General features: G+C 65.9%; 22 protein-coding genes. 3 read left to right on the top strand and 19 right to left on the bottom strand.

All coding sequences use genetic code 11. The annotated features are described in order from the left end of the window. Window positions 1-75: 75 nt before the first annotated feature. The 18 genes from GEM_RS20285 to GEM_RS20200 all read right to left on the bottom strand — a co-directional run bounded on the left by GEM_RS20285 (window position 76) and on the right by GEM_RS20200 (window position 19,126). Window positions 76-2,541, bottom strand: coding sequence for an efflux RND transporter permease subunit (locus GEM_RS20285; RefSeq protein ID WP_014899254.1), 2,466 nt, complete (start codon window positions 2,539-2,541; stop codon window positions 76-78). A 96-nt stretch (window positions 2,542-2,637) separates the two neighbouring features. After that, on the bottom strand, window positions 2,638-3,597 hold the full coding sequence (locus tag GEM_RS20280; protein ID WP_014899253.1) for a WD40/YVTN/BNR-like repeat-containing protein: 960 nt from the start codon (window positions 3,595-3,597) through the stop codon (window positions 2,638-2,640). A 156-nt stretch (window positions 3,598-3,753) separates the two neighbouring features. Then, on the bottom strand, window positions 3,754-4,959 hold the full coding sequence (locus GEM_RS20275; protein ID WP_014899252.1) for an acetyl-CoA C-acyltransferase: 1,206 nt from the start codon (window positions 4,957-4,959) through the stop codon (window positions 3,754-3,756). Window positions 4,960-4,982: 23 nt separating this feature from the next. Continuing rightward, on the bottom strand, window positions 4,983-5,468 hold the full coding sequence (locus GEM_RS20270) for a MaoC family dehydratase (RefSeq protein ID WP_041490767.1): 486 nt from the start codon (window positions 5,466-5,468) through the stop codon (window positions 4,983-4,985). Further along, a complete protein-coding gene (locus GEM_RS20265; RefSeq protein ID WP_014899250.1) occupies window positions 5,468-6,268 on the bottom strand; it encodes an SDR family oxidoreductase in 801 nt (266 codons plus the stop codon). The genes GEM_RS20270 and GEM_RS20265 overlap by 1 nt, the downstream gene beginning before the upstream one ends. Next, entirely contained in the window at window positions 6,265-7,464 is a 1,200-nt protein-coding gene (locus tag GEM_RS20260) for an acyl-CoA dehydrogenase family protein (protein WP_014899249.1), read from the bottom strand. The genes GEM_RS20265 and GEM_RS20260 overlap by 4 nt, the downstream gene beginning before the upstream one ends. Beyond that, the gene (locus GEM_RS20255; protein WP_014899248.1) at window positions 7,461-8,696 is read right to left on the bottom strand and encodes an acyl-CoA dehydrogenase family protein; all 1,236 of its coding nucleotides are present in this window, start codon (window positions 8,694-8,696) and stop codon (window positions 7,461-7,463) included. The genes GEM_RS20260 and GEM_RS20255 overlap by 4 nt, the downstream gene beginning before the upstream one ends. 3 nt (window positions 8,697-8,699) lie before the next feature. After that, window positions 8,700-9,578, bottom strand: a complete 879-nt coding sequence (locus tag GEM_RS20250; protein WP_014899247.1) for an SDR family oxidoreductase — start codon at window positions 9,576-9,578, stop codon at window positions 8,700-8,702. A 42-nt stretch (window positions 9,579-9,620) separates the two neighbouring features. Continuing rightward, window positions 9,621-10,772, bottom strand: a complete 1,152-nt coding sequence (locus GEM_RS20245; RefSeq protein ID WP_014899246.1) for an acetyl-CoA C-acetyltransferase — start codon at window positions 10,770-10,772, stop codon at window positions 9,621-9,623. After that, window positions 10,769-11,839, bottom strand: coding sequence for an acyl-CoA dehydrogenase family protein (locus GEM_RS20240; protein ID WP_014899245.1), 1,071 nt, complete (start codon window positions 11,837-11,839; stop codon window positions 10,769-10,771). Before GEM_RS20240 ends, GEM_RS20245 begins: the two co-directional genes overlap by 4 nt. 35 nt (window positions 11,840-11,874) lie before the next feature. After that, window positions 11,875-13,044, bottom strand: a complete 1,170-nt coding sequence (locus GEM_RS20235; protein WP_014899244.1) for an acyl-CoA dehydrogenase family protein — start codon at window positions 13,042-13,044, stop codon at window positions 11,875-11,877. After that, window positions 13,041-13,844 carry an enoyl-CoA hydratase family protein gene (locus GEM_RS20230; RefSeq protein ID WP_014899243.1) on the bottom strand — a complete coding sequence of 268 codons (804 nt, stop codon included), beginning with the start codon at window positions 13,842-13,844 and terminating at the stop codon, window positions 13,041-13,043. The genes GEM_RS20235 and GEM_RS20230 overlap by 4 nt, the downstream gene beginning before the upstream one ends. 25 nt (window positions 13,845-13,869) lie before the next feature. Continuing rightward, window positions 13,870-14,970, bottom strand: a complete 1,101-nt coding sequence (locus tag GEM_RS20225; RefSeq protein ID WP_014899242.1) for an NAD(P)H-dependent flavin oxidoreductase — start codon at window positions 14,968-14,970, stop codon at window positions 13,870-13,872. Then, entirely contained in the window at window positions 14,967-15,887 is a 921-nt protein-coding gene (locus GEM_RS20220; RefSeq protein WP_014899241.1) for an enoyl-CoA hydratase, read from the bottom strand. The genes GEM_RS20225 and GEM_RS20220 overlap by 4 nt, the downstream gene beginning before the upstream one ends. A gap of 8 nt (window positions 15,888-15,895) precedes the next feature. Next, entirely contained in the window at window positions 15,896-16,693 is a 798-nt protein-coding gene (locus tag GEM_RS20215; protein ID WP_014899240.1) for a CoA-transferase subunit beta, read from the bottom strand. Between the two features lie 10 nt (window positions 16,694-16,703). Then, complete coding sequence (locus GEM_RS20210) at window positions 16,704-17,597, bottom strand: CoA transferase subunit A (RefSeq protein ID WP_014899239.1); 894 nt, start codon at window positions 17,595-17,597, stop codon at window positions 16,704-16,706. 9 nt (window positions 17,598-17,606) lie between these two features. Further along, a complete protein-coding gene (locus GEM_RS20205; protein WP_014899238.1) occupies window positions 17,607-18,503 on the bottom strand; it encodes a VOC family protein in 897 nt (298 codons plus the stop codon). 212 nt (window positions 18,504-18,715) lie between these two features. Further along, window positions 18,716-19,126, bottom strand: coding sequence for a type II toxin-antitoxin system VapC family toxin (locus GEM_RS20200; RefSeq protein ID WP_041490766.1), 411 nt, complete (start codon window positions 19,124-19,126; stop codon window positions 18,716-18,718). Between the two features lie 255 nt (window positions 19,127-19,381). Here GEM_RS20200 and GEM_RS29230 point away from each other — a divergent pair, with 255 nt between their 5' ends. The 3 genes from GEM_RS29230 to GEM_RS20185 all read left to right on the top strand — a co-directional run bounded on the left by GEM_RS29230 (window position 19,382) and on the right by GEM_RS20185 (window position 22,931). Next, window positions 19,382-20,284 (top strand): HNH endonuclease, encoded by a 903-nt coding sequence (locus GEM_RS29230; RefSeq protein WP_014899236.1) that lies wholly within the window; start codon window positions 19,382-19,384, stop codon window positions 20,282-20,284. Window positions 20,285-20,868: 584 nt separating this feature from the next. Beyond that, window positions 20,869-22,185: a PIN domain-containing protein gene (locus GEM_RS20190; protein ID WP_148283873.1), complete on the top strand. Its 1,317-nt coding sequence runs from the start codon at window positions 20,869-20,871 to the stop codon at window positions 22,183-22,185. Between the two features lie 512 nt (window positions 22,186-22,697). Next, window positions 22,698-22,931, top strand: a complete 234-nt coding sequence (locus GEM_RS20185) for a hypothetical protein (protein ID WP_011549124.1) — start codon at window positions 22,698-22,700, stop codon at window positions 22,929-22,931. A 980-nt stretch (window positions 22,932-23,911) separates the two neighbouring features. Here GEM_RS20185 and GEM_RS30320 read toward each other — a convergent pair. Next, complete coding sequence (locus tag GEM_RS30320) at window positions 23,912-24,727, bottom strand: S1 family peptidase (RefSeq protein ID WP_272148452.1); 816 nt, start codon at window positions 24,725-24,727, stop codon at window positions 23,912-23,914. Window positions 24,728-25,025: the final 298 nt, after the last annotated feature.

The raw sequence follows: 25,025 nt of genomic DNA, 5'->3' as shown, positions 1-25,025 counted from the left end.
GGGTTGACTCCTCTTTGGGGGACGCGCGGCGGCCCGCCGCGCACCGGGGTAATGGGGGTTCGGGGGTTGCGTCGTTCAGCGCACCGGATTACCGGGTTCGAGCGCGCGCGTCGGCTTGAGCGTCGGCGCGGCCTGCGGCGCGGACGGCTGCGGCTCGCGCGACTCGCGCCGCTCGGCACGCTCGACGCCGAGCCATGCGGCCAGCGCGGGCAACAGGAACACCGCGCCGAACAGGTTCACGAGGAACATGAACGCGAGCAGCACGCCCATGTCGACCTGGAACTTCAGCGCGGAGAACGCCCACGTGCCGACGCCGATGAACATCGTGACGGCCGTGAACAGTGCCGCGGTGCCGCGCTGGCGCATCGCGTCCGCGAACGCGTCCGGCAGCGTCGCGCCGTGACGGATATCGTGCTGCAGGCGTTCGTACAGGTAGATCCCATAGTCGACGCCGACCCCGACGCCGAGCGTGATCACCGGCAGCGTCGCGACCTTCAGCCCGATGCCGAGCCGCGCCATCACCGCGTTGCACAGGATCGACACCAGCGTGAGCGGCACGATGATGCACAGCACCGCGCGCCATGAGCGGAACGTCACCGCGCAGAGCAGCGCGATCGCGCCGAAGATCGACAGCAGCATCGCGATCTCCGCGTCGCCGACGGCCTCGTTGGTCGCGGCCATCACGCCGACGTTGCCGCCCGCGAGCCGGAACGCGACGTTCGGCGTCGGGTTCTCGGCCGCGAAGCGCTTGATCTCGTCGACGATGTGCGCGATGGTCGTGCCTTCGTGGTTCTTCGTGTAGATCAGCACCTGGATCGCCTTGCAATTCGCGGTGTTCATCCCGTTGTCGGGGTCGAACGCGTTGGAACCCTGCGTGAGCCCGTCGCTGGAGCGCGGCAGCGCGGCCCAGCGCGGGTTGCCTTCGTTGAAGGCGGCGATGAACACCTTGCCCTGCGACGACACGCTCGTCACCGACTGCACGCCGGCCACGCCGCGCATGTTCATCTCGAACTTCTCGATCGCGCTCATCACCGGGTAATGCAGGCACGCGTCGTCGAAGCCGGTCGTCTCGACGATCACCGACAGCACGTCGACGCCGATGTTGTACTGGTGCGTGATCGCCGCGTTGTCGATGTTGTAGCGCGAGTTCGCGCGCAGCTCCGGCGCGCCCGTGCCGATGTCGCCGATTTCCAGCTTGCGCGATTCGAGCGTGCCGAACGCGAGCAGCGCGAGTGCCACCGCGAACACGCCGAGCGCCGGCGCCGGCCGCGCGAACACCGCGAAGCGCGACCACATCCGGCTGCCGCCTGCCGCCGCCGTGCGCCGTGCGCGCGCCAGCGTGCCGCGCTCGAGGCGCGTGTACGACAGCAGGATCGGCAGGAACACCTTGTTCGTCACGATCATCAGCAGCACGCCGAGGCACGCGGTGATGCCGAGCTCGCGCACGATGTCGATCTTGATCCGCATGATCACCATGAAGCCGAGCGCGTTGGTCAGCAGCGCGACGGTGCCCGGCACGAACAGCTTGCGGAACGCATCGCGCGCGGCATCGACCGACGACGCGCCGCGCACCAGCGCCTGCTTCCACGCGTTGGTCATCTGCACCGCGTGCGACACGCCGATCGAGAAAATCAGGAACGGCACGAGGATCGACATCGGGTCGATGCCGAGCCCGAGCAACGGCAGCGAACCGAGCAGCCAGACGACCGGCAGCAGCGCGACGACGAGCGCGAGCACGGTGGTCTTCAGCGAACGCGTATAGGCGAACAGCAGCGCGGCCGTCACGAGGAACGCAAGCGCGAAGAACGCCATCACGCCGGAGATGCCGTTCTCGACGTCGCCGACCAGCTTCGCGAAGCCGATGATGTTCACGTCGATGCCCTGCTTCGCGTACTTCGCGCGGATCTCCTCGAGCTGGCGCGCGACCGCGCTGTAGTCGAGCCGCTTGCCGGTCGTCGGATCGGTCTCGCGCAGCTCCGCGCGGATCAGCGCCGATTTCAGGTCGTTGCCGACGAGGCGGCCGATCTGCCCCGAGCGCGCGACGTTGCGGCGCACCTTCGCGAGATCGTCCGGGTTCGCGCTCGAGAACTGGCCGGGCACGACCACGTCGCCGCGGAAGCCGGCCTCGGTCACCTCGGTGTAGTGGACGTTCGGCGTGAACAGCGAGAACACGCGCGAGCGGTTCACGCCGGGGATGAAGAACACGTCGTCGGTCGCATGGCGCAGCCCGTCCATGAAGGTCTGGTTGTAGATGTCGCCGTCGCCCTTCCAGCGCAGGCTGACGAGGATCGTGTTCGCGCCGGGGAACGCCCCCGCGTAGCGCTCGAACACCTGCATGTACGGGTGCTGCATCGGGATCATCTTGTTGAAGCCCGGATCGAGCTTCAGGCGCGTCGCGGACAAGCCGAGCGCGAGCGTCACCGCGACGCACAGCAGCATCAGCAGCCGGCGCTGCCGGATGATCGTGTCGGCGCAGCGCTCGACGAACGCGGCGAGGCGCGACGCGGGAACGGCTTCAGTGGGGCGTGACAGGTCGTTCATGGAATTCTCGTGTCTGTACTGGCGATGCGGACGATGCCGGACTGGCGAAGCGAAACGCACGGAGGCGGGCGGCCGCAACAGCCGCCGCTGCGTGCATCAGGACGGCGACGCGGCGAGCGGCGCGACACCGGCTTCGCCGCCGAGCAGCAGCGAGCCGTGGCCCATGTCGAGCACGGCCGCGAGGCTCTGCACGCCGCCGAGCTTGCGCACGTCGAAGGTCAGCCCGCCGTCGCGCGACGCGACGATCGCGCCGCCCTGGCCGACCAGCACGAGTTCACCGTCGGCAAGCTGGGTCGCACCGAAATACGACACCGGCACATGGCTGTCGACATGGGTCCAGGTCGTGCCGTGATCGGTGCTGCGCACCACGTTGCCGCGCATCCCGTATGCGACCCAGTCGCCGTTCGCGAGCATCAGCGCGCCGAACAGCGAGCCCGCGTACGGCGACGCCAGCTTGTCCCACGTGACGCCGTTGTCGGTCGAGCGCAGCAGCGTGCCGCTTTCGCCCGCGATCAGCAGGTTGCCGTGGCCGTCGCCGACGATCGCGTTCAGGTGGCGGTCGCCGGCCGGCGTCTTCACCGTCTGCCAGCTGACGCCGGCGTCGTTCGAGCGCAGCAGCTGGCCGAAGCTGCCGGCCGCGAACAGCGGGCCGTCAGCGGTGCCCCATACCGACAGCAGCGGATCGGAATGGTCGTGGTCCATGTGGACCTCGCGCCAGTGCACACCGCCATCGTCGCTGCGGACGATCCGGCCGTCGTGGCCGACCGCGATCCCCAGCGTCGGCGTGATGAAGTTCACCTGCGTGAGCGTCGAGCCCTGGTCGGGCGTGACCGAAGCCGGCCGCCAGCGGCGGCCCGCATCGTCGCTCAGCAGGATCACGCCGCGCTCGCCGACCGCGACGATGCGTGTGCCGGCCCTCGCCAGCCCGTTGATCTGCAGGCGGTCCCCATGGATCGCGGTGACCGGGAACGCCGGCAGCGGGCGCGGCGAAAACGCGAACAGCGCGGCGCCTACCACGAGCGCCGACATCGCGAGTCCTGGCAAAGTTCGTTTCATCGGTTGTCTCCTGTCTTTGCGACGGCCCGGGCCCGCGCCGACGCGCGCGCCCTGCCGTTGCAAGTCTCCGGGCCGTCGATCGTTGCCGCGGCCTCGAATGGTCCCGAATGGATGGCGGCCGAACCGGGGTTTGCGGTCCGACTGCCGCTGCGACTGCTACGCGCCGACCTCGAACAGCGCCGCGGCACCCATCCCGCCGCCGATGCACATCGTCACGACCGCATGCCGCACGCCGCGGCGTGCGCCTTCGAGCAGCGCATGCATCGTCATCCGCGTGCCCGACATCCCGAACGGATGGCCGAGCGCGATCGCGCCGCCGTCGACGTTCAGCCGCTCGTCGGGGATGCCGAGCGTGTCGCGGCAATACAGCGCCTGGCACGCGAACGCCTCGTTCAGCTCCCACAGCCCGACGTCGCGCACGGTCATCCCGAACCGCTCAAGCAGCTTCGGGATCGCGAACACCGGGCCGATGCCCATCTCGTCCGGCTCGCAGCCGGCCACCGCGAGGCCGCGGAAGGTACCGAGCGGTGTCAGCCCGCGGCGCTCTGCTTCTGCGCGCGACATCACGACCACGGCCGCCGCGCCGTCCGACAGCTGCGACGCGTTGCCGGCCGTCACGAACTCGCCCTGCTCGACGACCTTGCCGCCGCTCCACGACGGCTTGAGCCCCGCGAGCCGTTCGGCCGTCGTATCGGCGCGCACGCCTTCGTCGCGCGCCGCGCGCACGTCTTCGTGGCCGGTCGGGTTGCCTTCCTTGTCGAACAGCGCGCGCCGCACGTCGAGCGGCGCGATCTCCGCGTCGAAGCGACCGGCCGCCTGTGCGTCGGCCGTGCGCTGGTGGCTCTGCAGCGCAAATTCGTCCTGCGCCGCGCGCGAGATCCCGTAGCGGCGCGACACGATCTCGGCCGTTTCCATCATCGCGATGTACGCGGCCGGCTGGTGGTCGAGCACGGCCTGCGAACGCGCGCGGTAGCCGTTCTTGTGCTTGTTCTGCGTGAGCGAGATCGACTCGACGCCGCCCGCGACGACGATCCGCGCATCGCCCGCGCCGATGCTGCGCGCGGCGCTCGCGATCGACATCAGGCCCGACGAGCACATCCGGTCGATCGCCATGCCGGGCACCGACGCCGGCAGCCCGGCCGCCGCGGCCGACAGGCGGCCGATGTTGTAGCCCTGCGTGCCCTGCTGCGCCGCGCAGCCGATCAGCACGTCGTCGACGTCGGCCGGCGCGACGCCCGCGCGTTCGAGCGCCGTGCGCACGACGTGGCCGCCCAGCGCGGGCGCCTCGGTGTCGTTGAACATGCCGCGAAACGCCTTGCCGATCGGCGTGCGTGCGACGGAAACGATGACTGCGTCTTCCATGAGCTGGCTCTCTGAATCTGGAACTAGTAGTAGTAGCGGCTGATCGTGTCGGCGACGCAGCCGGGCTTGGCCTCGCCTTCGATCTCGACGGTCACGCGGATCCACGCCTGTACGCCGCCGTCGAGCGGCTCGACGCGCAGCAGCTCGCCGACGCCGCGCACGCGTGCACCGACCTTCACCGGTGCGGGGAAGCGGATCTTGTCGCAGCCGTAGTTGACGCCGAGCCGCGCGCCGTCGATGCGCACGATCTGTGGCAGGAAATAATTGACGAGCGACAGCGTCAGGTAGCCGTGCGCGATGCACACGCCGAACGGGCCGTCCTTCGCGCGCACCGGATCGACGTGCACCCACTGGTGGTCGCCCGTCGCATCGGCGAAGCCGTCGATGCGGATCTGGTCGATCGCGAGCCACGCGCTCGCGCCGAGCGTGTCGCCGACGGCCGCGGCGAGCTCGCCGGGGTGTGCGAACACGCGGGGTGTCGCGCGCACGGGGTCGAGGGTCGTGTCCATCATGCGTGCTGGCTGCTGACCGACAGTACTTCGCCCGTCATGTACGACGCGTAATCGCTTGCAAGGAACACCATCACGTTCGCGACCTCCCAGACTTCGGCGGCGCGCCCGAAGGCTTCGCGCGACGCCAGTTGATTCAGCAGGTCGGCCGGGGCCGACTTCTTCAGAAAATCGTGCATCGCGATGCTCGGCGCAACCGCGTTGATGCGCACGCCGTATGGCGACGCCTCGAGCGCCGCGCAGCGCGTGAGCGCCATCACGCCCGCTTTCGCGGCCGCGTAATGCGCCTGTTCCGCCTGCGCACGCCAGCCGAGCACCGATGCGTTGTTGACGATCGCGCCGCGGCCGCGGGCCTGCATGTGCGGCAGCATCGCGCGCGTCATCCGGAACGTCCCGGTAAGGCTAATGTCGATCACCCGCGACCATTCGGCATCGTCCATTTCGACGATGCGCTTGGCCCCGCCGAGCCCGGCGTTGTTGATCAGTACGTCGACGCCGTCGAGCTGGTCCTGGGCATCCGCGACGAGCGCCTGCACGTCGTCCTCGACCGCGACGTTGCACAGGCGCCCGTAGATCTGCTGCAGCCCGGTTTCGGCGCGCAGTGTCTCCACGGCCTGTTCGAGGCGCTTCTCGTGGATGTCGGAAATGAACAGCGCGCGGCAGCCTTCCTCCGCGCAGCGGCGCGCGGCCGCGAAGCCGATGCCGGCGCCGGCGGCGGCCGTGATCAGCACCGATTTGCCGGCGAGCAACTGGTGGCCCGGTACGTAGGCCGGCGCTTTCTGGATCTGGGGTTCGGTCATGCGTTTCCTCGCGGTTCTCTGGGCATGCCGAGCCCGCGCTCGGCCATGATGTTCAGCTGGATTTCGTTGGTGCCGGCGTAGATCGTGTCCGCACGGGAGAACAGGAACACGCGCTGCAGATGGGTGAGCTTTTCGTCGGCCGGATCGATCACGTTCGCGCGCGGCCCTAGCGCGTCCATCGCGAGCTGGCCGAGGTCGCGGTGCCAGTTCGACCAGTAGTACTTGTAGATCAGTGCCTCGCGGCGCAGCGGTGCGGTGGCGCCGTTCGCGTCGTCCGCGCCCGCCAGCATCCGCAGCGCGTTGTAGCGCATCACCCGCAGCCCGACCCACGCGCGGCCGATCCGCTGGCGCAGCACCGGGTCGCGATCGGCGCCCGATTCGCGCGCGGCGTCGATCACCCACTCGAGCTCGCGGACGAACTGCATCTGCTGGCCGAGCGTCGACATCCCGCGCTCGAAGCCGAGCAGCGTCATCGCGATCCGCCAGCCGTCGCCCGGCGCGCCGACCAGGTCGTGTGCTTCCGCACGCGCGCCGTCGAAGAACACTTCGTTGAATTCGGCGCCGCCGTTGAGCTGCTTGATCGGACGAATCTCGATACCCGGCTGGTCGAGCGGCATCAGCAGGAACGACAGCCCCTTGTTGCCTTTCGATGCCGGATCGGTGCGCGCGAGCACGAAGATCCAGTCGGAATCGTGCGCGAGCGACGTCCACACCTTCTGACCATAAACGCGCCACGTGCCGTCCGCGTCCTGTTCGGCACGCGTGCGCACGTTCGCGAGGTCGGAACCGGCGCCCGGCTCCGAGTAGCCTTGGCACCAGAACTGCGTGCCGGCCAGGATGCCGGGCAGGAAGCGCACGCGCTGGTCGTCGGTGCCGCACGCGACGAGCGTCGGCCCCAGCAGCCCTTCGCCGATATGGCCCATCCGTCCGGGGCCGCCGGCGCGCGCGTATTCCTCGTGGAAGATCACCTGCTCGGCGACCGAGAAGCCGCGGCCGCCCGCGTCGGTCGGCCAGCCGAGGCCGGTCCAGCCGCCCTGCGCCAGTTCCCGTTCCCACGCCTTGCGCAGTTCGGGAAACGCTTCCTCGTCGCCGGGGCCGCCGCGGTATTTCAGGCATGCGAATTCGCCGGTCAGGTGCGACTGCACCCAGTCGGCCACTTCGTGCCGCAATTGCTGTTCGCGCGTTTCGCTGTTCATTGGAGAGCCCCCGTGCGCGCGGCGGACGGACGCGTTGCCGCGGAAGCCGCCGGCGATGCGAGCACCGCGTCGCGCTGCGACGTACCGCCGTCGACCGCATGGCGTGCGATCCATTCGAGCAGTTGCGGCGTGCTGCCGAACTGCGCGCCCGACGCCTGCGCGCGCTTGAAATAGAGATGCGGGTCGTATTCCCACGTGAAGCCGACGCCGCCGTGCAGCTGGATCGCCTCCTGCGCGCAGAACGCATACGCGTCGTTCGCGGCGGCCTTCGCGGCCGCGACGTCGGCACGCAGCGCGGCGCCCGGCACCGGCCCGGCCTCCGCGTCCCACGCGTGCGCCGCGCCGAGCACGGCCGAGCGCGCGGATTCGATCAGCACCATCATCTGTGCGCAGCGATGCTTGACCGCCTGGAACGACGCGATCGTGCGCCCGAACTGCACGCGCTGGCCCGTGTAGTCGAGCGTCAGGTCGAGGCACTGCTGCGCGCCGCCGAGCTGTTCGGCGGCCAGCGCGAGCGCCGCGAACCATCCGGCGCGCTCGAGTACCTGTGCGGCAACGGCGCCGCCTGCGAACAGCGCGTCGCGGCTCACGCGGGTTTCGTCGAGGACGACGCGCGCGATCGGCCGCGTCGCATCGAGCGTGTCGAGCGGCGCGACGCTCAGGCCGGCCGCCGTCGCGACGTCGATCGCGAACAGCCCGATCGCCTGCCCTTCGTTCGCGATCCGCGCCGGGATCAGCAGCAGGTCGGCGCGCGCGCCGTCGATCACCTGTTCGATCGTGCCGGACACCGCGTAGCCGCCCGCCGCTTCTTCCGCGACGACCGGCAACTGCCCGGCGCCGGCCGGCAGCTCGAACGGCAATGCCAGCGTCGCGCTGCATGCGCCTTCGGCGATCTTCGCGAGCCAGCCGGTCGCCGCGGGCGTATCGCAGCCCGCGAGCGCGGTCGCGGCCAGGCATGCGGTCGAAAAATACGGCACGCACGCGACGCGCCGGCCGAGCTGCTCCATCAGCAGCGTCTGCTCGAGCGCGCCGAGCCCCATGCCGCCCGCCGCCTCCGGCAGCGACAGGGCGTTCCAGCCGAGCTCGCCCGCCAGTGCGGCCCACAGTGCGTCGTCGCGGCCGGCCGATTGTTCGAGTGCGCGGCGCACGTCGGCGGACGCGCTGCGTTCGGCCAGCACGTCCGCCGCCGCGTCGCGAATCATCGCCTGTTCGTCGGTGAGCGCCAGATCCATGGCTCAGCTCCCGTACACGCGCTGCGCGGGACGTGCGTCGGCGAGCAGCTGCGCGACCGCCGGGCCGACCTCGCCCGGCGCCCAGCGCGCGCCGCGATCGACGCTCGGGCCGGTGCGCCAGCCTTCGGCGACCGCGATCATCCCGCCCGCGACCTCGAACACCTGGCCCGTCACGTCGGCCGACAGCGCGCTGCCGAGCCACACGACGAGCGGCGCGACGTTGGCCGGATCGAAGTAGTCGAAGCCGCCGTCTTCGGGCTTCTTCATCATGTCGGCGAACACGCCTTCGGTCATCGACGTGCGCGCGGCCGGCGCGAGCGCGTTCACGCGCACGCCGTAGCGCTGCAGCTCGACCGCCTGCATCAGCGTGAGCGCGGCGATGCCGGCCTTCGCCGCGCCGTAGTTCGACTGGCCGATCGAGCCTTGCAGCCCGGCGCCCGAGCTCGTGTTGACGATGCGCGCGTCGACCGGATTGCCGGCCTTCGCGGCGTCGCGCCACACGCGCGCCAGCACGCTCGACAGGCAGAAGTGACCACGCAGGTGCACGCGCATCACGTCGTCCCAGTCGGTTTCGGTCATGCTGGTGAACATCTTGTCGCGGCAGATGCCCGCGTTGTTGACCAGCACGTGAACGTCGCCGAACGCTTCGCGCGCGGCATCGACGATCCGCTGCGCGGTGTCGATCCCGGTGATGTCGTCGGAATTCGCGAGCGCGCGGCCGCCGCGTTGCGCGATCTCGTCGCACACGGCCAGCGCGGCCTCGTGCCGGATGTCGTTGACGACGACCGCCGCGCCCTCGGCCGCGAACGCGAGCGCGTATTCGCGCCCAAGCCCGCCGCCGGCGCCGGTGATGATGACGGTGCGTCCGTTACAGATTCCCATGCTTGTGCCTCTTGGATCGAGAGATCGTGGAAGGTGACGCGCTCACAGGCGCTCGATGATCGTGACGTTCGCGAGGCCGCCGCCTTCGCACATCGTCTGCAGCCCGTAGCGACCGCCGGTGCGCTCCAGTTCGTGCAGCAGCGTTGTCATCAGCCGTGCGCCGGTCGCGCCGAGCGGATGGCCGAGCGCGATTCCGCCGCCGTTGGGGTTGGTCTTTTCGTGCGGGAACCGCGTGTCGGCGAGCCAGGCCTGCGCGACCGACGCGAACGCCTCGTTCATCTCGACGACGTCGATCTGCGACCAGTCGAGCCCGCTTTTCTTGAGTGCCGCCTTGGTCGCCGGGATCGGCGCGGTGAGCATCCACAGCGGATCGTCGCCGAGCACGCTCAGGTGATGGATCCGCGCGCGCGGCGTGAGCCCGTAGCGCTTCAGTGCGTCCTCCGACACGATCAGCAGCGCGGCGGCCGCATCGCAGGTCTGGCTCGCGACGGCGGCCGTCAGCGAGCCGCCGGGCATCAGCGGTTCGAGCGTCGCCATCTTTTCGAGCGACGTGTCGGGGCGCGGCGTCTCGTCGTGCAGTACGCCCTCGAGCGGCACGATTTCCCGCTTGAAATGGCCGGCCTCGATCGCCGCGACCGCGCGGCGGTGGCTTTCCAGCGCATAGCGCTCCATCGCGTCACGCGACAGGTTCCAGTGATCGGCGATCCGCTGCGCGGCGACGAACTGCGACACCGGCGCGTCGCCGAAGCGCGCGCGCCAGCCGGTGCTGCCGGAGAACGGATCGTTGAAGCCGAGCGGCGCCGCGCTGGTCATCGCGGACGAGATCGGGATCTGCGTCATCGTCTGCACGCCACCCGCGACGACCACATCCTGCATGCCGCTCATCACCGCCTGCGCGGCAAAATGCACGGCCTGCTGCGACGAGCCGCACTGGCGATCGACCGTCACGCCCGGCACCTGCAACGGCAGGCCGGCTGCGAGCCAGCAAGTACGCGCGATGTTGCCCGCGAGCGGGCCGATCGTGTCGACGCAGCCGAACACCACGTCGTCGTATTCATCGGCCGGAATCGCGTTGCGCTCGACGAGCGTCTTCAGCACGAAGCCGCCGAGGTCGGCCGCATGCACGTGCGCGAGCCCGCCCTTGCGGCGGCCGGTCGGCGTGCGCAGCGCGTCGACGATATAGGCTTGTTTCATTGATTGGTTTCCTCGAAATCGAAGGTCTGCGCGGGACCGATCGGCAATGCGTCGCCGAGGATCGCGTCGGCCACGCGGGCCTTGTGGAACGCGGTGTCGCCCCAGCTGCCGGAGAGCGCCCAGATCCGCTTCATGAAGATCTGCAGGTCGAGCTCCCACGTGTAGCCGATCGCGCCGTGCACCTGCATCGTGTGGCGCGCGGCCAGTTGCGCGGCCGACGTCGCCGCGAGCTTCGCGTGCGACACCAGCACCGCGCGCTGCGGGTGATCGTCGGCGATCGCCTGCGCGGCGCGCGCGAGCACCGGCCGTGCGAACTCGTAGCGGATCGCCACGTCAGCGAGCAGGTGCTTGAGCGCCTGGTACGAGCCGATCGCCTTGCCGAACTGCTTGCGCTGCGCGCTGTAGTCGATCGCGACGTCGAGCACGCGCTGCGTGAGACCGAGCAGCTGCGCGGCGACCGCGAACGCGCCGTGGTCGAGCGCGCGATTCAGCAGCGGCCCGGCATCGTCGGCACCGGCGATGCGGGTGGCCGCCGACGGTTCCCAGTCGAGCGTGAACAGGCGCCGCGACGGGTCGACGCTGTCGACTGCACGCCACGCGCACTGCGCGGGGTCGACGCGGTGCAGTTCACCGCGGTGTTCGCACAACAGCGCCTGCGCGACGTGCACGTCGGCCGCATACGGGTTCACCGAATGCACGAGCGCGACACGCGAGCGCCCTTCGGCGATGTCGCGCAGCAGCGCATCGCGCCAGTCGCTGGCGGGCAGCCCCGCCAGCACGCCGGCCGACACCAGCGCCGTGTCGAGCAGCGGCTCGGGGCTGCCGAAGTAGCCGTAGGTCTGCGCGAGCAGCGCCCATTCCACTTCGGTCAGGCCGAGGCCGCCGTGCGCTTCCGGCACCGACACGGCGGTCAGCCCCTGCGACGCGAACAGCGACCACAGCGCGTCGGAGCGGCCTGTCGGGGTGGCCCACAGCTCGCGAATCAGCTCCGGGGTCATCTCGGTCATCAGCAGGCGCTTCACGCTGTCCGCGAGCGCTTCCTGGTCTTCATCGAATACGAAATCCATACGATGTCCGTTCAGTGAGGGAGTCGCCGGCGCGCTTACGCGCGCGGCATGCCGAGCATCCGTTCGGCGACGATGTTGCGCTGGATCTCGTTGGTGCCCGCGTAGATCGGGCCGGCCTGCGCGAACAGGAAGCCGTCGAGCCAGTGGCCGAGCGTCGCGTGCTGCGCAGCCGTCTGCGGGACGACCTCGCCGTGTGCGCCGAGGATGTCGAGCGCCGTCTGGTGCATGCGCAGGTCGAGCTCCGACCAGAACACCTTGTTGGTGCTCGACTCCGCGCCGATATGGCCGCCCTTCAGCAGCCGGCTCGCGGTTGCGTAGGTCGACAGCGCGTAGGCCTGCGCGTCCATCCATGCGGAGACCACGCGTTCGCGCAGCGTCGGGTCGCGGTCCGCGCTGTCGCGGTGCGCGAGATACAGGTCGCGCAGCGCCTGCGCGGTGCGCTGGAAACGCGCCGGCGAACGCAGCATCAGCCCGCGCTCGAAGCCGGCCGTCGCCATCGCGACCTGCCAGCCCGCGCCTTCGGCCGCGAGCCGGTTCTCGACCGGCACGCGCACGTCGTCGAAGAAGATTTCCGCGAAACCCGTCTGCCCGTTCAGCTGGCGGATCGGCCGCACCGTGATGCCCGGCGTCGACAGCGGCACCATCAGGAACGTGAGCCCGTGGTGACGCGACGATTCCGGATCGCTGCGGAACAGCCCGAACAGCCAGTCGGCCCATACCGCGCGGGTCGACCAGATCTTCTGGCCGTTGAGCACGTATTCGTCGCCGATACGGATCGCCGTCGTGCGGATCGCGGCCATGTCCGAGCCCGCGTTCGGCTCCGACCAGCCCTGTGCCCACACGTGCTCGCCCGCCGCCATCGCGGGCAGGAAGCGCGCCTTCTGCGCGTCGGTGCCGAAATCCATCAGCGTCGGGCCGAGCAGGAAGATGCCGTTCTGGTTCACGCGCATCGGTGCGTCGGCGCGCCAGTACTCTTCCTCGAAGATCAGCCACTCGATCAGGTCGCAGCCGCGCCCGCCCAGCTCGCGCGGCCACGTGACCATGCTCCAGCGGCCCGAGTGCAGCGTGCGCTCCCATTCGCGGTGCGCGGCGAAGCCTTCCTCGGTATCGAAGCTCGGCAGCCGCTCGCGCGGCACGTGCGCGGCGAGCCATTCGCGGATTTCCGCGCGGAACGCCTGCTGTTGCGGCGTATAGGTCAGTTTCATGCGCGTGCCTCCTCGGCCTGCGCGTCGAACCGCGCGTCGCGCTTCTCGACGAACGCGGCACGCGCCTCCGTCGAGTCGTTGGTCATGTACGCCTGCAGCGTGAAGCCCTGCTCCCAGCGGTACTTGTCCTCGAGATCGCCGTCCTCGACGCCGTTCAGCGCCTCCTTCGCGAGCCGCACCATCGCCGGGCTCTTCTCCGCGATCTTGCGGGCGATCGCGAGCGCCGCGTCGCGCAGCGCGTCGCGTGTCACGACCTGCTCGACCGCGCCGAGCCGGTACGCTTCGGCCGCGTCGATCATCTCGCCGGTGAAGTACATGGTGCGCACCTTCTGCACGCCGAACAGCCGCTGCAGGTGCGCGCCGCCGCCCATCGCGCCGCGGTCGATCTCGGGCACGCCGAAGGTCGCGCAATCGGCCGCGACGACGATGTCCGCCGCGCCGCAGATGCCGATCCCGCCGCCGAGCACGAAGCCGTGCACGGCCGCGATCACCGGCTTCGGGTTACGGTGCACCGCGCGGAACGTCTCGTAGTTGCCCGCGTTGACCGTCACGATCCGCTCCGGATGCGCGGCCAGCTCCTTGATGTCGACGCCGGCGCAGAAACCGCGGCCTTCGCCGCGCACGACGATCACACGGACGTCGTCATCCTCGCCGAGCGCGTCGAGCGCGCGGGAGAGTGCGTGCCAGCCCTGCGCGTCGAGCGCATTGACGGGCGGATGGGCGATCACCAGTTCGGCGATGCCGTCGGCGCGCTCGATCCGGAACGGCATCGCGCCGACCGGTTGATTGGAAGTTGTCATCTCCAAAGCCTCCCTGTGATGTTTTTCACGCAGCCTGTGTCGCTGCTGCGCCGCGCATTGCGGCCAGCGCGTCCAGCCGCTCGCCGGCTTCCGCGACGATCCGGGCGATCAGCGCGTCGCACGATTCGATCGCGCCGATCATCGCGGCCGCCTGGCCGCTCGGCAGCACGCCTTCGTCCGGTCGCCCCTCGACGATCGCGCGCTGGATCAGGAACGGCGCGTTCGCCGCCATCAGCGTCTGGCTCGCCGTGTAGTCGTGCGAGCGCAGCGCCTTGATCGCGAGTCCCAGCATTTCAGTCGTACGCAGCCCGTTCTGGCGGCGCCACGCTTCCGCCGTCTTCAGCGCGAACAGCGTGCGGCGCAGCGGACCGAAGCGTTCGAGCTTCAGCAGATACGGGTTGTCGATCATGCGTTGCGGCAGCCCGTCGAGCGCATCCGACACGCGGATGCGTGCCGGGTCGCCGACCGCGACGTACTGGTCGAGCGTCGCGCGCGGCACCGGCGATTCGGCGCTCATCAGGAAGCGCGTGCCCATCGCGATGCCGGCCGCGCCGTATGCGAGCGCGGCGGCCAGCCCGCGCCCGTCGAAGAACCCGCCGGCCGCGACCACCGGCACGCGCACCGCGTCGAGCACCTTCGGCAGCAGCAGCGTGGTCGGCACCGAGCCCGTGTGGCCGCCGCCTTCCGCGCCCTGCACCGTCACGATGTCCGCGCCGAGCTCGACCGCCTTCGCGGCATGCTTCGGCGCGCCGACGGTCGGCATGCAGACGATGCCGGCGTCCTTGAAGCGGCGGATCGTCTTCGCATCCGGCCCGCGGCCGTAGCTGACCGCGCGCAGCCGGTGCTTGATCGCGAGATCGACCACCTGCGCGGCGTTCTTCTGGAACATGTGGAAGTTGATGCCGAACGGCTTGTCGGTCAGCGACTTCACCTTCAGGATCTCGGCCTCGACCTGCCCGGGTTCGAGCGTCGCGCCGGCCAGGAAGCCGAAGCCGCCCGCGTTGGCGGTCGCCGCGACGAGCCGCGCGTCGGCGACCCAGCCCATCGCGGTCTGCACGATCGGGTAACGGCAGCCGAGCAGATCGCACAGCGGCGTATGCAGCGGGCCTTGAAGCGTCGTGCTCATGCGGCAGCTCCGTTGACGGCGGCCGGTGCGGGCGCGTCGCCGCGATCCGCGCCGTTCGGCTGGCGCTGCGAGCTGGCCATGCTGCGCGCGTCGTAGCCGCCGAGGCGGTCGCCGCTGACGAGCTCGTTGTGCGCATGCGCGAAGTGATGCCACGCGAATGCCGCGTCCATCGCCGCGCGCTTGCCCTGCAGTTCCTCGACGTGGTTCAGCGCCTGCTTGGTCAGCGCGAGGCCGAGGCGCGGCATCGTCGCGATCTTCGCGGCGATCGCGTAGGTCGCGTCGCGCAGCCGCTCGCGCGGCACCACGCGATTGACCATACCCATCTGGTACGCGCGCTCGGCCGGCATCCGCTCACCGAGGAACAGGAATTCCTTCGCAATGCGCGGGTTCAGCTCGTACGCATGCGCGAAATACTCGACGCCCGGAATCCCCATCCGCACGACCGGATCCGCGAAGAACGCGTCCTCCGACGCGACGATCAGGTCGCACACCCACGCGAGCATCAGCCCGCCTGCGATGCACGCGCCCTGCACCATCGCGATCGTCGGCTTCGGCAGGTCGCGCCAGCGCCGGCACATCCCGAGGTACACCTCCTGCTCGCGCGCATAGAGGAATTCGCCGCCTTCCTTGTCGACGTGGTCGTACCACAGCGACGCGCGGTCGAACGACTCGTGGATGTCGCGGCCCGGCGTGCCGATGTCGTGGCCCGCCGAGAAATGCTTGCCGGCCCCCGCGAGCACGATCGCCTTCACCGCGTCGTCGTGCGCCGCGCGCCGGAACGCCGCGTCGAGCGCATACGTCATCTTCGAGTTCTGCGCGTTGTGATACTCGGGGCGGTTCATCGTGATCGTCGCGATGCCGTCCTCGACCGCGTAATCGACGACACCGTCGCCAAAGGTCATCTGGGTCGCTTCCATGTCAGACCTCATCCCCGGCGCGGCGCCGGATTGTTGCGCACGATCGTCGCGCGCAGGTTGTGCGGATCGAGCCCGCGCACGATGCGCAGGTCTTCCGCGTTCGGCGGGGCCGTCGTGCCGATGTCGGACGCCGCGATCAGCGCGAAACCCGTCGCGTCCTGCACTTCGTCGAAGCTCACGCCCGGGTGCAGCGAACGCACGCGGATCGCGTGGTCCGGGCCGCCGAAATCCATCACGCACAGATCGGTGACGATGCTGCGCAGGTCGACGAAGGTCTTCATCCCGGGCAGCCGGCGCGCCGGGTTGTAGCCGACCGTGCACACCATGTCGACTTCGCCGCCGACGAACGTGCGCTTCCCGTGGCCGCTGACGAAGAACGAGTTCGCGTGGTTTGTCGTGTTGCCGGGGAAGCCGCGGGCGCCGAGCAGCTGGGTTTTCGGACGCGCGTAGTCGTCGCCGAGCCACGAGATGTTGGCCTGGCCGAAACGGTCGATCTGCGTCGGCATCACGAGCGCATGGCGGCGGCCATGCCACAGACAGTCGAACACGCGTTCGTAGGTCATCCAGCCGCTCGCCTTCACGCGATAGCCGTCGGGACGCGGCCCCAGCGGCACCGGCTCCTCGACGAGATACGCTTCGCCGTCGGTCAGCATCAGCCCATTGTTGTACGCGAGCCGTGCGAGGCCGGCCGCGAGCCGCGGGCCCGTGCCGATGCCGGTCGCCAGCACTTCGCCGTCGTCGCGCCAGAGTCGCGCGGACGCGACGATCATCAGTTCCGCGAGGGAATGGTCGAGAGATTCGCTCACAGGCGCTCCTTTACAGAATCGGCAACGGCAGCGTCGTCACATGCGACAACCCGCCGACACCTTCGAGGTACTGGCGTTCGTCCTGGCCGACCACGTCGCGCAGGTATGCCACCGTCTTCGCATCGTCTTCCGCGCTCGCGCAGTACGCGCGCAGGTGCGGCAGGTCCCAGCCGTAGGCCGGCCCGCACGACGTCGGGTGTGCGCCGCCCTGCGCATGCACGACGCCCGTGACGAGCGAGCGCTCGAACGGATTGCGTTTGGCGGCGTCGAGGTCTTCGCTCGCGAGCGACGCGTCGACCGTTTCCGCCGACACGTAACAACGCTGCGCGGCGCGTGCCATCCACGCATCGAAGAACGGATCGGGACCGTCGATGCGCGTGTTGCCCATCCGGTCGGCCGCGTTCACGTGCAGCAGCGCGACGTCGAGTTCGATCGCCGGCATCGCGAGCAGCGTTTCGCCGTCGTCGTACGGCGATTGCACCGTGCGCAATTGCGGCGCGTGATCGAGCAGCGCGGTGCCGAGCCCGGCACGGGTCGGCAGGAACGGCAGTCGCGCGGCGGCCGCGCGCAGGCCGAGCTGCAACATCCCTTCGTCGAGCTCCAGCACGTCGATGCGGCCCTGTTCACGCGCACGACGGAATTGCGGCTCGAGCGGGATCACGTCGAGCGACACGAAACCGAACACCACCTTGCGTACCTTGGCCGCCGCGCACAGCAGCCCGACATCGGCACCGCCGTAGGCGACGATCGTCAGGTCCTTCAGGTTCGAGCGCGCGATTTCGCGCACCAGCGCCATCGGCTTGCGCCGCGGCCCCCATCCGCCGATGCCGATCGTCATGCCGTCGGCGAGTTGCGCGACCACGTCGCGCGCGGACATCGTTTTGTCGAGAGGTTTCATCGTCATCGTGCTGGCTTACCGGTATCCGATGCTGAAATCGTGGCCCCACTGGCTCACCTTGGTGGCCTCGAACACCGCGTGCTTCGACCAGTCGACCGTGAGGCCGCCGAAGCCGTATTCGAGATCGAAGCCGCCGGGGGTCTTCATGTAGAAAGAAATCATCTGGTCGTTGCAGTGGCGGCCGAGCGTCGCGGACATCTTCACGTCGTGCGCGCCCACGCGATCCAGCGCGCGGCCCACTTCGTCCATCGAATCGACTTCAGCCATCACGTGCACGCAACCCGACGGCACGGCCATCTCGAACAGCGCGAGGCTGTGATGGCGTGCGTTGCGGCAGTGCATGAAATGGATGCGTTTTTCCGGTTCGGCCGGATCGGGCGTGAACTTCACGCGGTAGATGTCGGACAGCTCGAAGCCGAGCACGCCGCGCACGAATGCATCGGTCGCGTCGAACTGCGGTGCGGGCAGCACCGCGTGGCCGAGCCCCATGTCGCCGGTGACGAAACGCGCAACGCCCAGCGGCGACACGAAGCGACGGAAGTCGCAGCGCGGGCCCCAGTACAGCTCGTGCCGGTTGCCGGACGGGTCGGTGCACCACGCCATCGCCTGCACGCGGCGCAGCGCGGCTTCGTCGCGCGTGGCACGCACGGCTTCGACGCCCGCCTGCCGCAATGCCGCCAGCGCAGCGTCGAACGCGGCGCCGTCGGGCAGTTCCCAGCCCGACGCGAAATAGCGGTCGGTCGAGCCGGGGACGATCACGTAGCGGAAATCGCGCTCGTCCATCTTCAGGTACAGCGCGCCGTCGGGCGCGTCGAGCGCCTGCATGCCCAGCACGTCTTCCGCGTAGCGGCGCCACGCATCGACGCGGGTCGCCTCGACGACGACGTAGCCGAGCGCACGGACATCGATCATGTCGGCCTCCTCCAGGTTCAGAATCCGTTGTTCGTGAAAGGATTCTGGCCGGTCGGGGATGGCGTCACATCGTCTGTTGGGACGAGAGCCAGCGGGATATTCGGCGCGCGGCGGGCGCGTGCGCAAGCCCGGCGGAACAGGCTACGGGTGCGGTGCGGGAGGAAGCGGGAAGCGGGAAGCGGCGGCAGGTTGCCGCGCTGACGTGATCCGGTTCAATCGAACGGGTTCAGTAGCCGGACGCCGGTGCGCGCGAAATCGTCGACATTGCGTGTGACGACCGTGAGATCGTTGATCAGCGCGGTGGCCGCGATCAGTTTGTCGAGTGCGTGGGTCGGATCGGGCACGCGCAGATGGCCCCACATCTGGCTGGTCTCGATATCGACCGGCAGGATGTTCTGCGCATAGCCGGACAGGATCGTCGCCATCCATGCCTCGAGCGCCGACGCCTGTGGATGATCGCCGCGATGGCGGATCAGATCGACGCCGCGCCGCAATTCGGCCACCGTCACGACCGACAGGTAAAGCGGGCTCGCGTCGGCCTCGGCCTGCCTGAAGAACGCGCGCACGCCGCGGTTGGTTCGCTTGCCCTTCCTGATCTCGCTGATGACGTTCGTATCGATCAAATAGGCTGGGCGATTCGGCGTGTTTTCTTTTGATTTCAATTGGTTAAGTGCACAATCTGGCGAAAATTCACCTGACAGAGTGTGCATCTTGACGCCATAAGAATCAAGCACTTACCTATGTGTTCTGAACAGAGCCGCTAGCAGTGTCCAAGCAAGCACGCACATTGGCATTCGCGGATCCTGATCTGCCCCCCTTCCACTCCCGAATAAAGAAAGGTAACGTCTCACGAACACAACAATCTGGGCTACGGGGCAATGGAGTTCTACTGGGTAAACGTCGGACTGACGATCAATGAGGTTCTCAGCGGCAATTTCCTCTGGGCGCCAGACCATACCGTCACGCAATCGGGGAAAGAGCAGCACCTGGAGCACTGGGACAACGTTGCGAAGGTCAAGGCTGGCGACGTAGTCTTTTGCTGCCACAGTCAACGCATTTCTCATATCGCCAGGGCGGTCAAGGACTCGTACTCCGCTCCGAGGCCTCCCAGCCGCTCCTTCTCCGAATGGAATGCCGGCGGGCATCGCGTCGATGTCCAACTGACCGAACTGAAAACCCCAATGCTTCGGGACGAAGTCTCGGGCGAGTTCATGTCGCGGTTTGACGAGCGCACGTCACCGCCCCTGTTTACGAGTACTGGCACCCTCAAGCAAATTTATATGGCGCACATGCCGCAAGATGCCGGCGCCTACCTGCTCGAGGCATCCCAGATGATCGATCGCTTCGAAGAAGCACTAGTATCCGACGGTGGAAACGGAAAGAAGGTATCCAAGACGACCCGCGATACGATCGTGAAAGCCCGTGTTGGTCAAGGAAAATTTCGAGCAGATTTACTCAAGAGATGGAACAACCAATGTTCGCTCACGGGCCTGGCAAATACTGATCTTCTGGTCGCGTCTCACATCCATGCTTGGAGCCTCAGCACGAACGACGAGAGGATCGATCCTGACAACGGGTTGCTGCTCGCTCCACATATAGATCGGCTATTCGACAAGGGGCTGATTTCGTTCGACCAGGACGGTGGCCTGTTGGTCGGACCGAAGCTGTCCCAGCGCGACCAACAGGTCCTCGCGCTCGACCGGTATGCGGCACTGCGTAAGGTCACACACGGAAACAAAACCTTCCTGGCACGCCACCGGGCCCGATACAAGTTCGATTAGATCCATACCGGGTTTGAAGGCCGATTCCACTGTACGCAACAACAGCTGACAGGCGGCAGACCCGCGACGCGATGCGGGTGCGTGCGATCGTCGGTGTTGTCGATGCGTACAGTGACGATGGATGCGAAAGCGAAAAAACCACGCCATCGATACACCGGCTGAGCGCTTTCATCAATTCGTTGCATCGACGGGTTGAATCCGCAGCCGGCAGCCGCCGGTCGTGATCTCCGGCAACCGGCCAAAAGGTGTACTTCGCACTTGCCGGGCGGGGCCGCTGGTAAACTCGGACAGCCAAAGCAACTTTTCCCGATCACATGAGCACGCAACCCGCAGCGGCACCTGCAACTGTCACTCCAATGATGCAGCAGTACCTGTGCCTTATCTGACAACGCACATATCACAAACCTACGCCGAGACCTACGCCTGCCCTTTCAGCGAAGGGCCGTTACCGACCCGAAGCGGACGGTGGTGATTCTTTAAAGCGGACGAGACGCGCTTAAGGCAGTGAAATCGTGTAGTAACATCTCACCAGCAGGGTAAGAGGTTTAGAAAGGTAAATTCAACAGTGAGGCCGGCTAACTCGAATGTCAAAAAAAGCAATTGCAGCCCCTGAAGGGGCAACGCCGAGTACGACCGGCGCCGCTGATGGACTGCTAGATTTCATCTACCCCGATCCTGCCGATGCGATTTCGTTTCAGCCTGCCTCGATCGGCCAGATGAAAGAAGACGCAATCGTGTTCTTGGACACCAACGTCCTGCTTCTACCGTATAACACTGGTAAGAACAGTCTCGTAGACATCGTAAGAATCTACTCCGATCTTATCGAACAGGGGCGATTGGTGATTCCGGCCCGGGTGATGCAAGAGTTTCTTAAGAACTCTCCTGACCGCCTTAAAGAAGTTTTCCAAAAACTCTCTCGGCAACGGAATCTTAATGTTCCGGTTGAAAGCTATCCGGTCCTCGAAAACGTGGCGGAATATACTGAATTTCTAAATGCCAGAAAAGAACTCGTCGATCAAGTAAAGAATTTTCAGCAAAAATTGGGCAAACTCGTGAGCTTGATCCAGGATTGGCACCACGATGATCCGGTAAGACAGGCATACGCAAAGATTTTCCGTGCCGGCGAAATTGTGAAACTGGAACCGGAAGCTACCGCAGCCGTCAGTAAGGAGTCTGCGTTTCGTTACGAAAACAAGATACCTCCCGGCTACAAGGACGGCGCGAAAGATGATGGCGGGATAGGCGACTTACTCATCTGGAAAACTATCCTTCAAGTTGCAATGAAGCGAAGCAAACACGCGATTTTTGTTTGTGGTGAAGAAAAAGCAGATTGGTGGCATCGCAGCGAGAATCAACCGCTTATGGTCCGGCATGAGTTAATCGATGAATATCGGCGCGCGTCTGGTGGCAAAACCTTCAGACTGCTTGATATGGGCGATTTTCTTGAGCTATTCGGTGCCAAAAAATCGGTCGTGCAAGAAGTAAAGGAAGAGCAGAAGACCTTGGCCGTGAGTGCGCAAAATGCCCAAAGATTTGGGTTCGAGGCCGAGCGAGCGGTGTACAACTGGTTAGCGAAGCGTGGAGAAGGGACGGTCGTCGTAAAGCAGCATGGAGCGGACTTTGAAGTGAAGTCCGCCAACGGCAATACCTTGGTCGACGTAAAGCTTGGTCGACCGTTAGGGGTGGGTAAACGCGTAGTTGATTGTTATCAGCGCGCTCTAAAATTGCGTCAAATGGGAGAGGTTTTTTCAAACTACATGATCGTGTTCGTGTCGGAAAACGAGCAGATCGCGTCGCGTGTCGCTTCCGAGATTCCGACATGGGCGCCTCAGGTCGCAGATTGGATTTTAATGACGTGCGGATTTTTGGACGAAGCCGGCAACTTCATACCAGTCGCATAAGCCCAGAAAACCCAGTTTAATGACACGAGGAACGGCGCACCTTGACACTGATAGAAGACGACCGTCGCTGATCTCTTCGACGTATCAAAGTTCGAAGATGACGAGTTAGGCTGTTTTCGCGTGCGCCGATAGCACTGAGACGTGTAGGCGGAGAGAATCACGACTCGTTTCAATCGTCACTGCTTCTTGCATCGGATTGTCAACAATCTGAGCGACAGTGCCGACTGACCGTTCCTGGCCGGCTACTGCCCGACGCGGTCGGCAGAAATCGACCCTGAACGGCCCTTCAGATTCATCCAAAGCGGCCAATCGTTGTGACCTGCGGCGGGATTTTGTAGCCACGCTCGATGAGTATCTTGGCCTCGGCGCGACTGCGGAATCATTCCCGATTAAATCGCTTCTCGCGCAGCGTGCCGTTGGAACCTTCAACGGAGTCGTTCTGCCAAGGGCGGGCAAGAACGGACACAGCGTGTACGATCTGGTCTTCAAGAAAACCATCCAAGGAGAGTGGAATGAATCCGGAACAGGCCCGAGCCGAAGAAACCCAGGCGATGGAGCGCATGGTGGCCGCCACGCTGCGCGTGCAGAGTACGTTCGCCTCGATGCAGAAGCAATTTCCGCCGCAAGGCAGCGGCGAGCCTTCGCCGTTCGCGCTGCAAACCTTTGATGCCGCCCTGCAGGAACTTGAAGACGCACAGGCCGCGTTCGATGCGCTGCTGAACGATCTGATCGACGGTAACCGCTAAAGGCTACGCCCTTACCGGCGCACTTCAGGCACCCATGTTCAGGGAAGCATTTCTATCTCACGCGCTAGCGCCTCATTTTTTCTTGCGACCCACCGGAAAAGAAGCCCAAGAACCCCAAAGATGATCACGAAGGCCGCGAACTCGGCCGCAAGTAGACTCCCCGGGGATTTCGGGTGGATTACCAATCCTACTCCCAGCACGAATGGGAAAATGAACAAGATCCTAGCAAGCCACCGCAGCTGGTTACCTGTTGCTCGGAGTTTCTGTGCTGAACCACCGTTCTCCAGCGCGAATTGCGCTGGACTCAAACCCCGCGCCTTTGCACTTCGCCAGCGAATCGCTCGAAGCACTGCAACAAATAAAACTGCTACCGCAAGGAATATGTTGTACGTGACATGCATGGCGCGATAGATTTTTAGATGGCAATTGGGCGCGGTCGCTGCGCAGAATTGTCGACGATGCAAGCCGGCGTGTCGAATGGCTGTTCACGGCCGACTGCTGCCCGATGCGGTCGACCATCGACTCGCGAAACGGTCATCCGCATGACACTAGTTGCTAGACCAAACGTCATTTTTTGTGCACCACGGTAGCGGTATCTGCGAAAACGTCGCTCGGTCGCTGCTGTCCGCCCCTTGCTCGACGCTCATAGTGACCGTAGTACCGTGCCGGCGAACTGGCGACGAAATCGAACCGCTTTCTGGCAAGAAGAACGAGTGCCCACGTGGAATGATGTTCTCAGCCCCTACCAGTACCAATATCTCAACCGCGTTCGGGCCACCAAGTACCTTTCGACCGCCAGTTGTCAACGATCGACCCGGTGACATCGAATGTCCGAAAGTGGCCGGCTACGGAAGTTCGGCGCTGGATACCCGCCATGCGTCGCAGCATCAGCCGCCAACTTCCGTAGCCGCCCCGTTGTTGCCGTTGAGCTTTGACGAAAGCTGTCGTTCAATGAGATGTTAGGCGGCTGCCGCAAGAACCTAGTTAAGTGCACCACAACACTCCTTGTATCGCTTTCCGCTTCCGCAGGGGCACCGCGCGTTTCGGGACACCGCCGGCGCTGGCTGAAAAGCTTTCCTTACGGCCTCTTCGAGCACCAAAAGCTCACTTGCCTGAATCACGTATCCAAGGTTGTTCGGGATACTTCCAACTGCTATCGGCTTCGTATCCGTTGGAACGTCAACTACGACGATCTCGCCGGTTGTAGTGTGTTGAGGGCCGGCGTACAGGGTTCCAAGCAATGCCACTCGACTCCCTGCACATAGCGCACCGTCCGGGCTGACATAGCTCCCAATATTCGCCAAGAATACGGGGGATCCTGACGAGCCAGGGAAGCAAGCTGCATCAATGAGGAACTCAGGCTTCCCGTTCAATTTCAGCTTGGGATGTGTCGCCGTAATTCCCTTTCTGATGATTGGTAGATTATGAAGCTGATCCCATAGACCGTTTGGGTAACCAATCATCACGATCTCCTCCATCGGAGGCAAAGACTCCAGAAGATCGTTGCTTGCGAGCGTCCCTTTACCAAGAGGTACGAAATGGTAGGCCCGCCCGTCCTTGCTTGCACTATTTAAGATTGGGCCTATAGGAAGGGCAACTAGATCTATCGTGGCTGTAGGGTGGGGTATGCAATATTTACCCAAATCGTTAAGGACTACGGCCTCATGCTTCCCAAGATCTGGAGTACCGTCTTCATTCTTCAACGTCAAATGAAAGACTCCTCGGATCGCACCCTCGACAACATGCTTGTTCGTCACTACGCAGGGAAGTGCTTTCCCCTCTGCCTCGCAGAACATAAAGATGTAGCCAGAACCCGATGAGATTCTATTCTGTGAATCCGTGCATTCAATGCGCACCGTGCTATGCACAAGTTGCGTGATGGGATGGATGAACTGAGACATCGATGGAAGCGCTTAACGTTCAAAGTCAAGGGCGCTACGCGACGCTTTATCGCGCAGCGTCCCCTGCACCGCAGTGTTAATCCTCTCGCTCACTGGCGCACCTTTGCGCGGATGTAGTGAAAGAGCGTCCGAATGACATTTACCACCAGATAGGCATAAAGCATACCGCCTCGCCCGGATGGCCACTATCGGG

Source organism: Burkholderia cepacia GG4, from assembly GCF_000292915.1.
Classification (GTDB): domain Bacteria; phylum Pseudomonadota; class Gammaproteobacteria; order Burkholderiales; family Burkholderiaceae; genus Burkholderia; species Burkholderia cepacia_D.
Note: the sequence above shows the minus strand (reverse complement) of the source record. Positions and strands in the feature narration are given on the sequence as shown.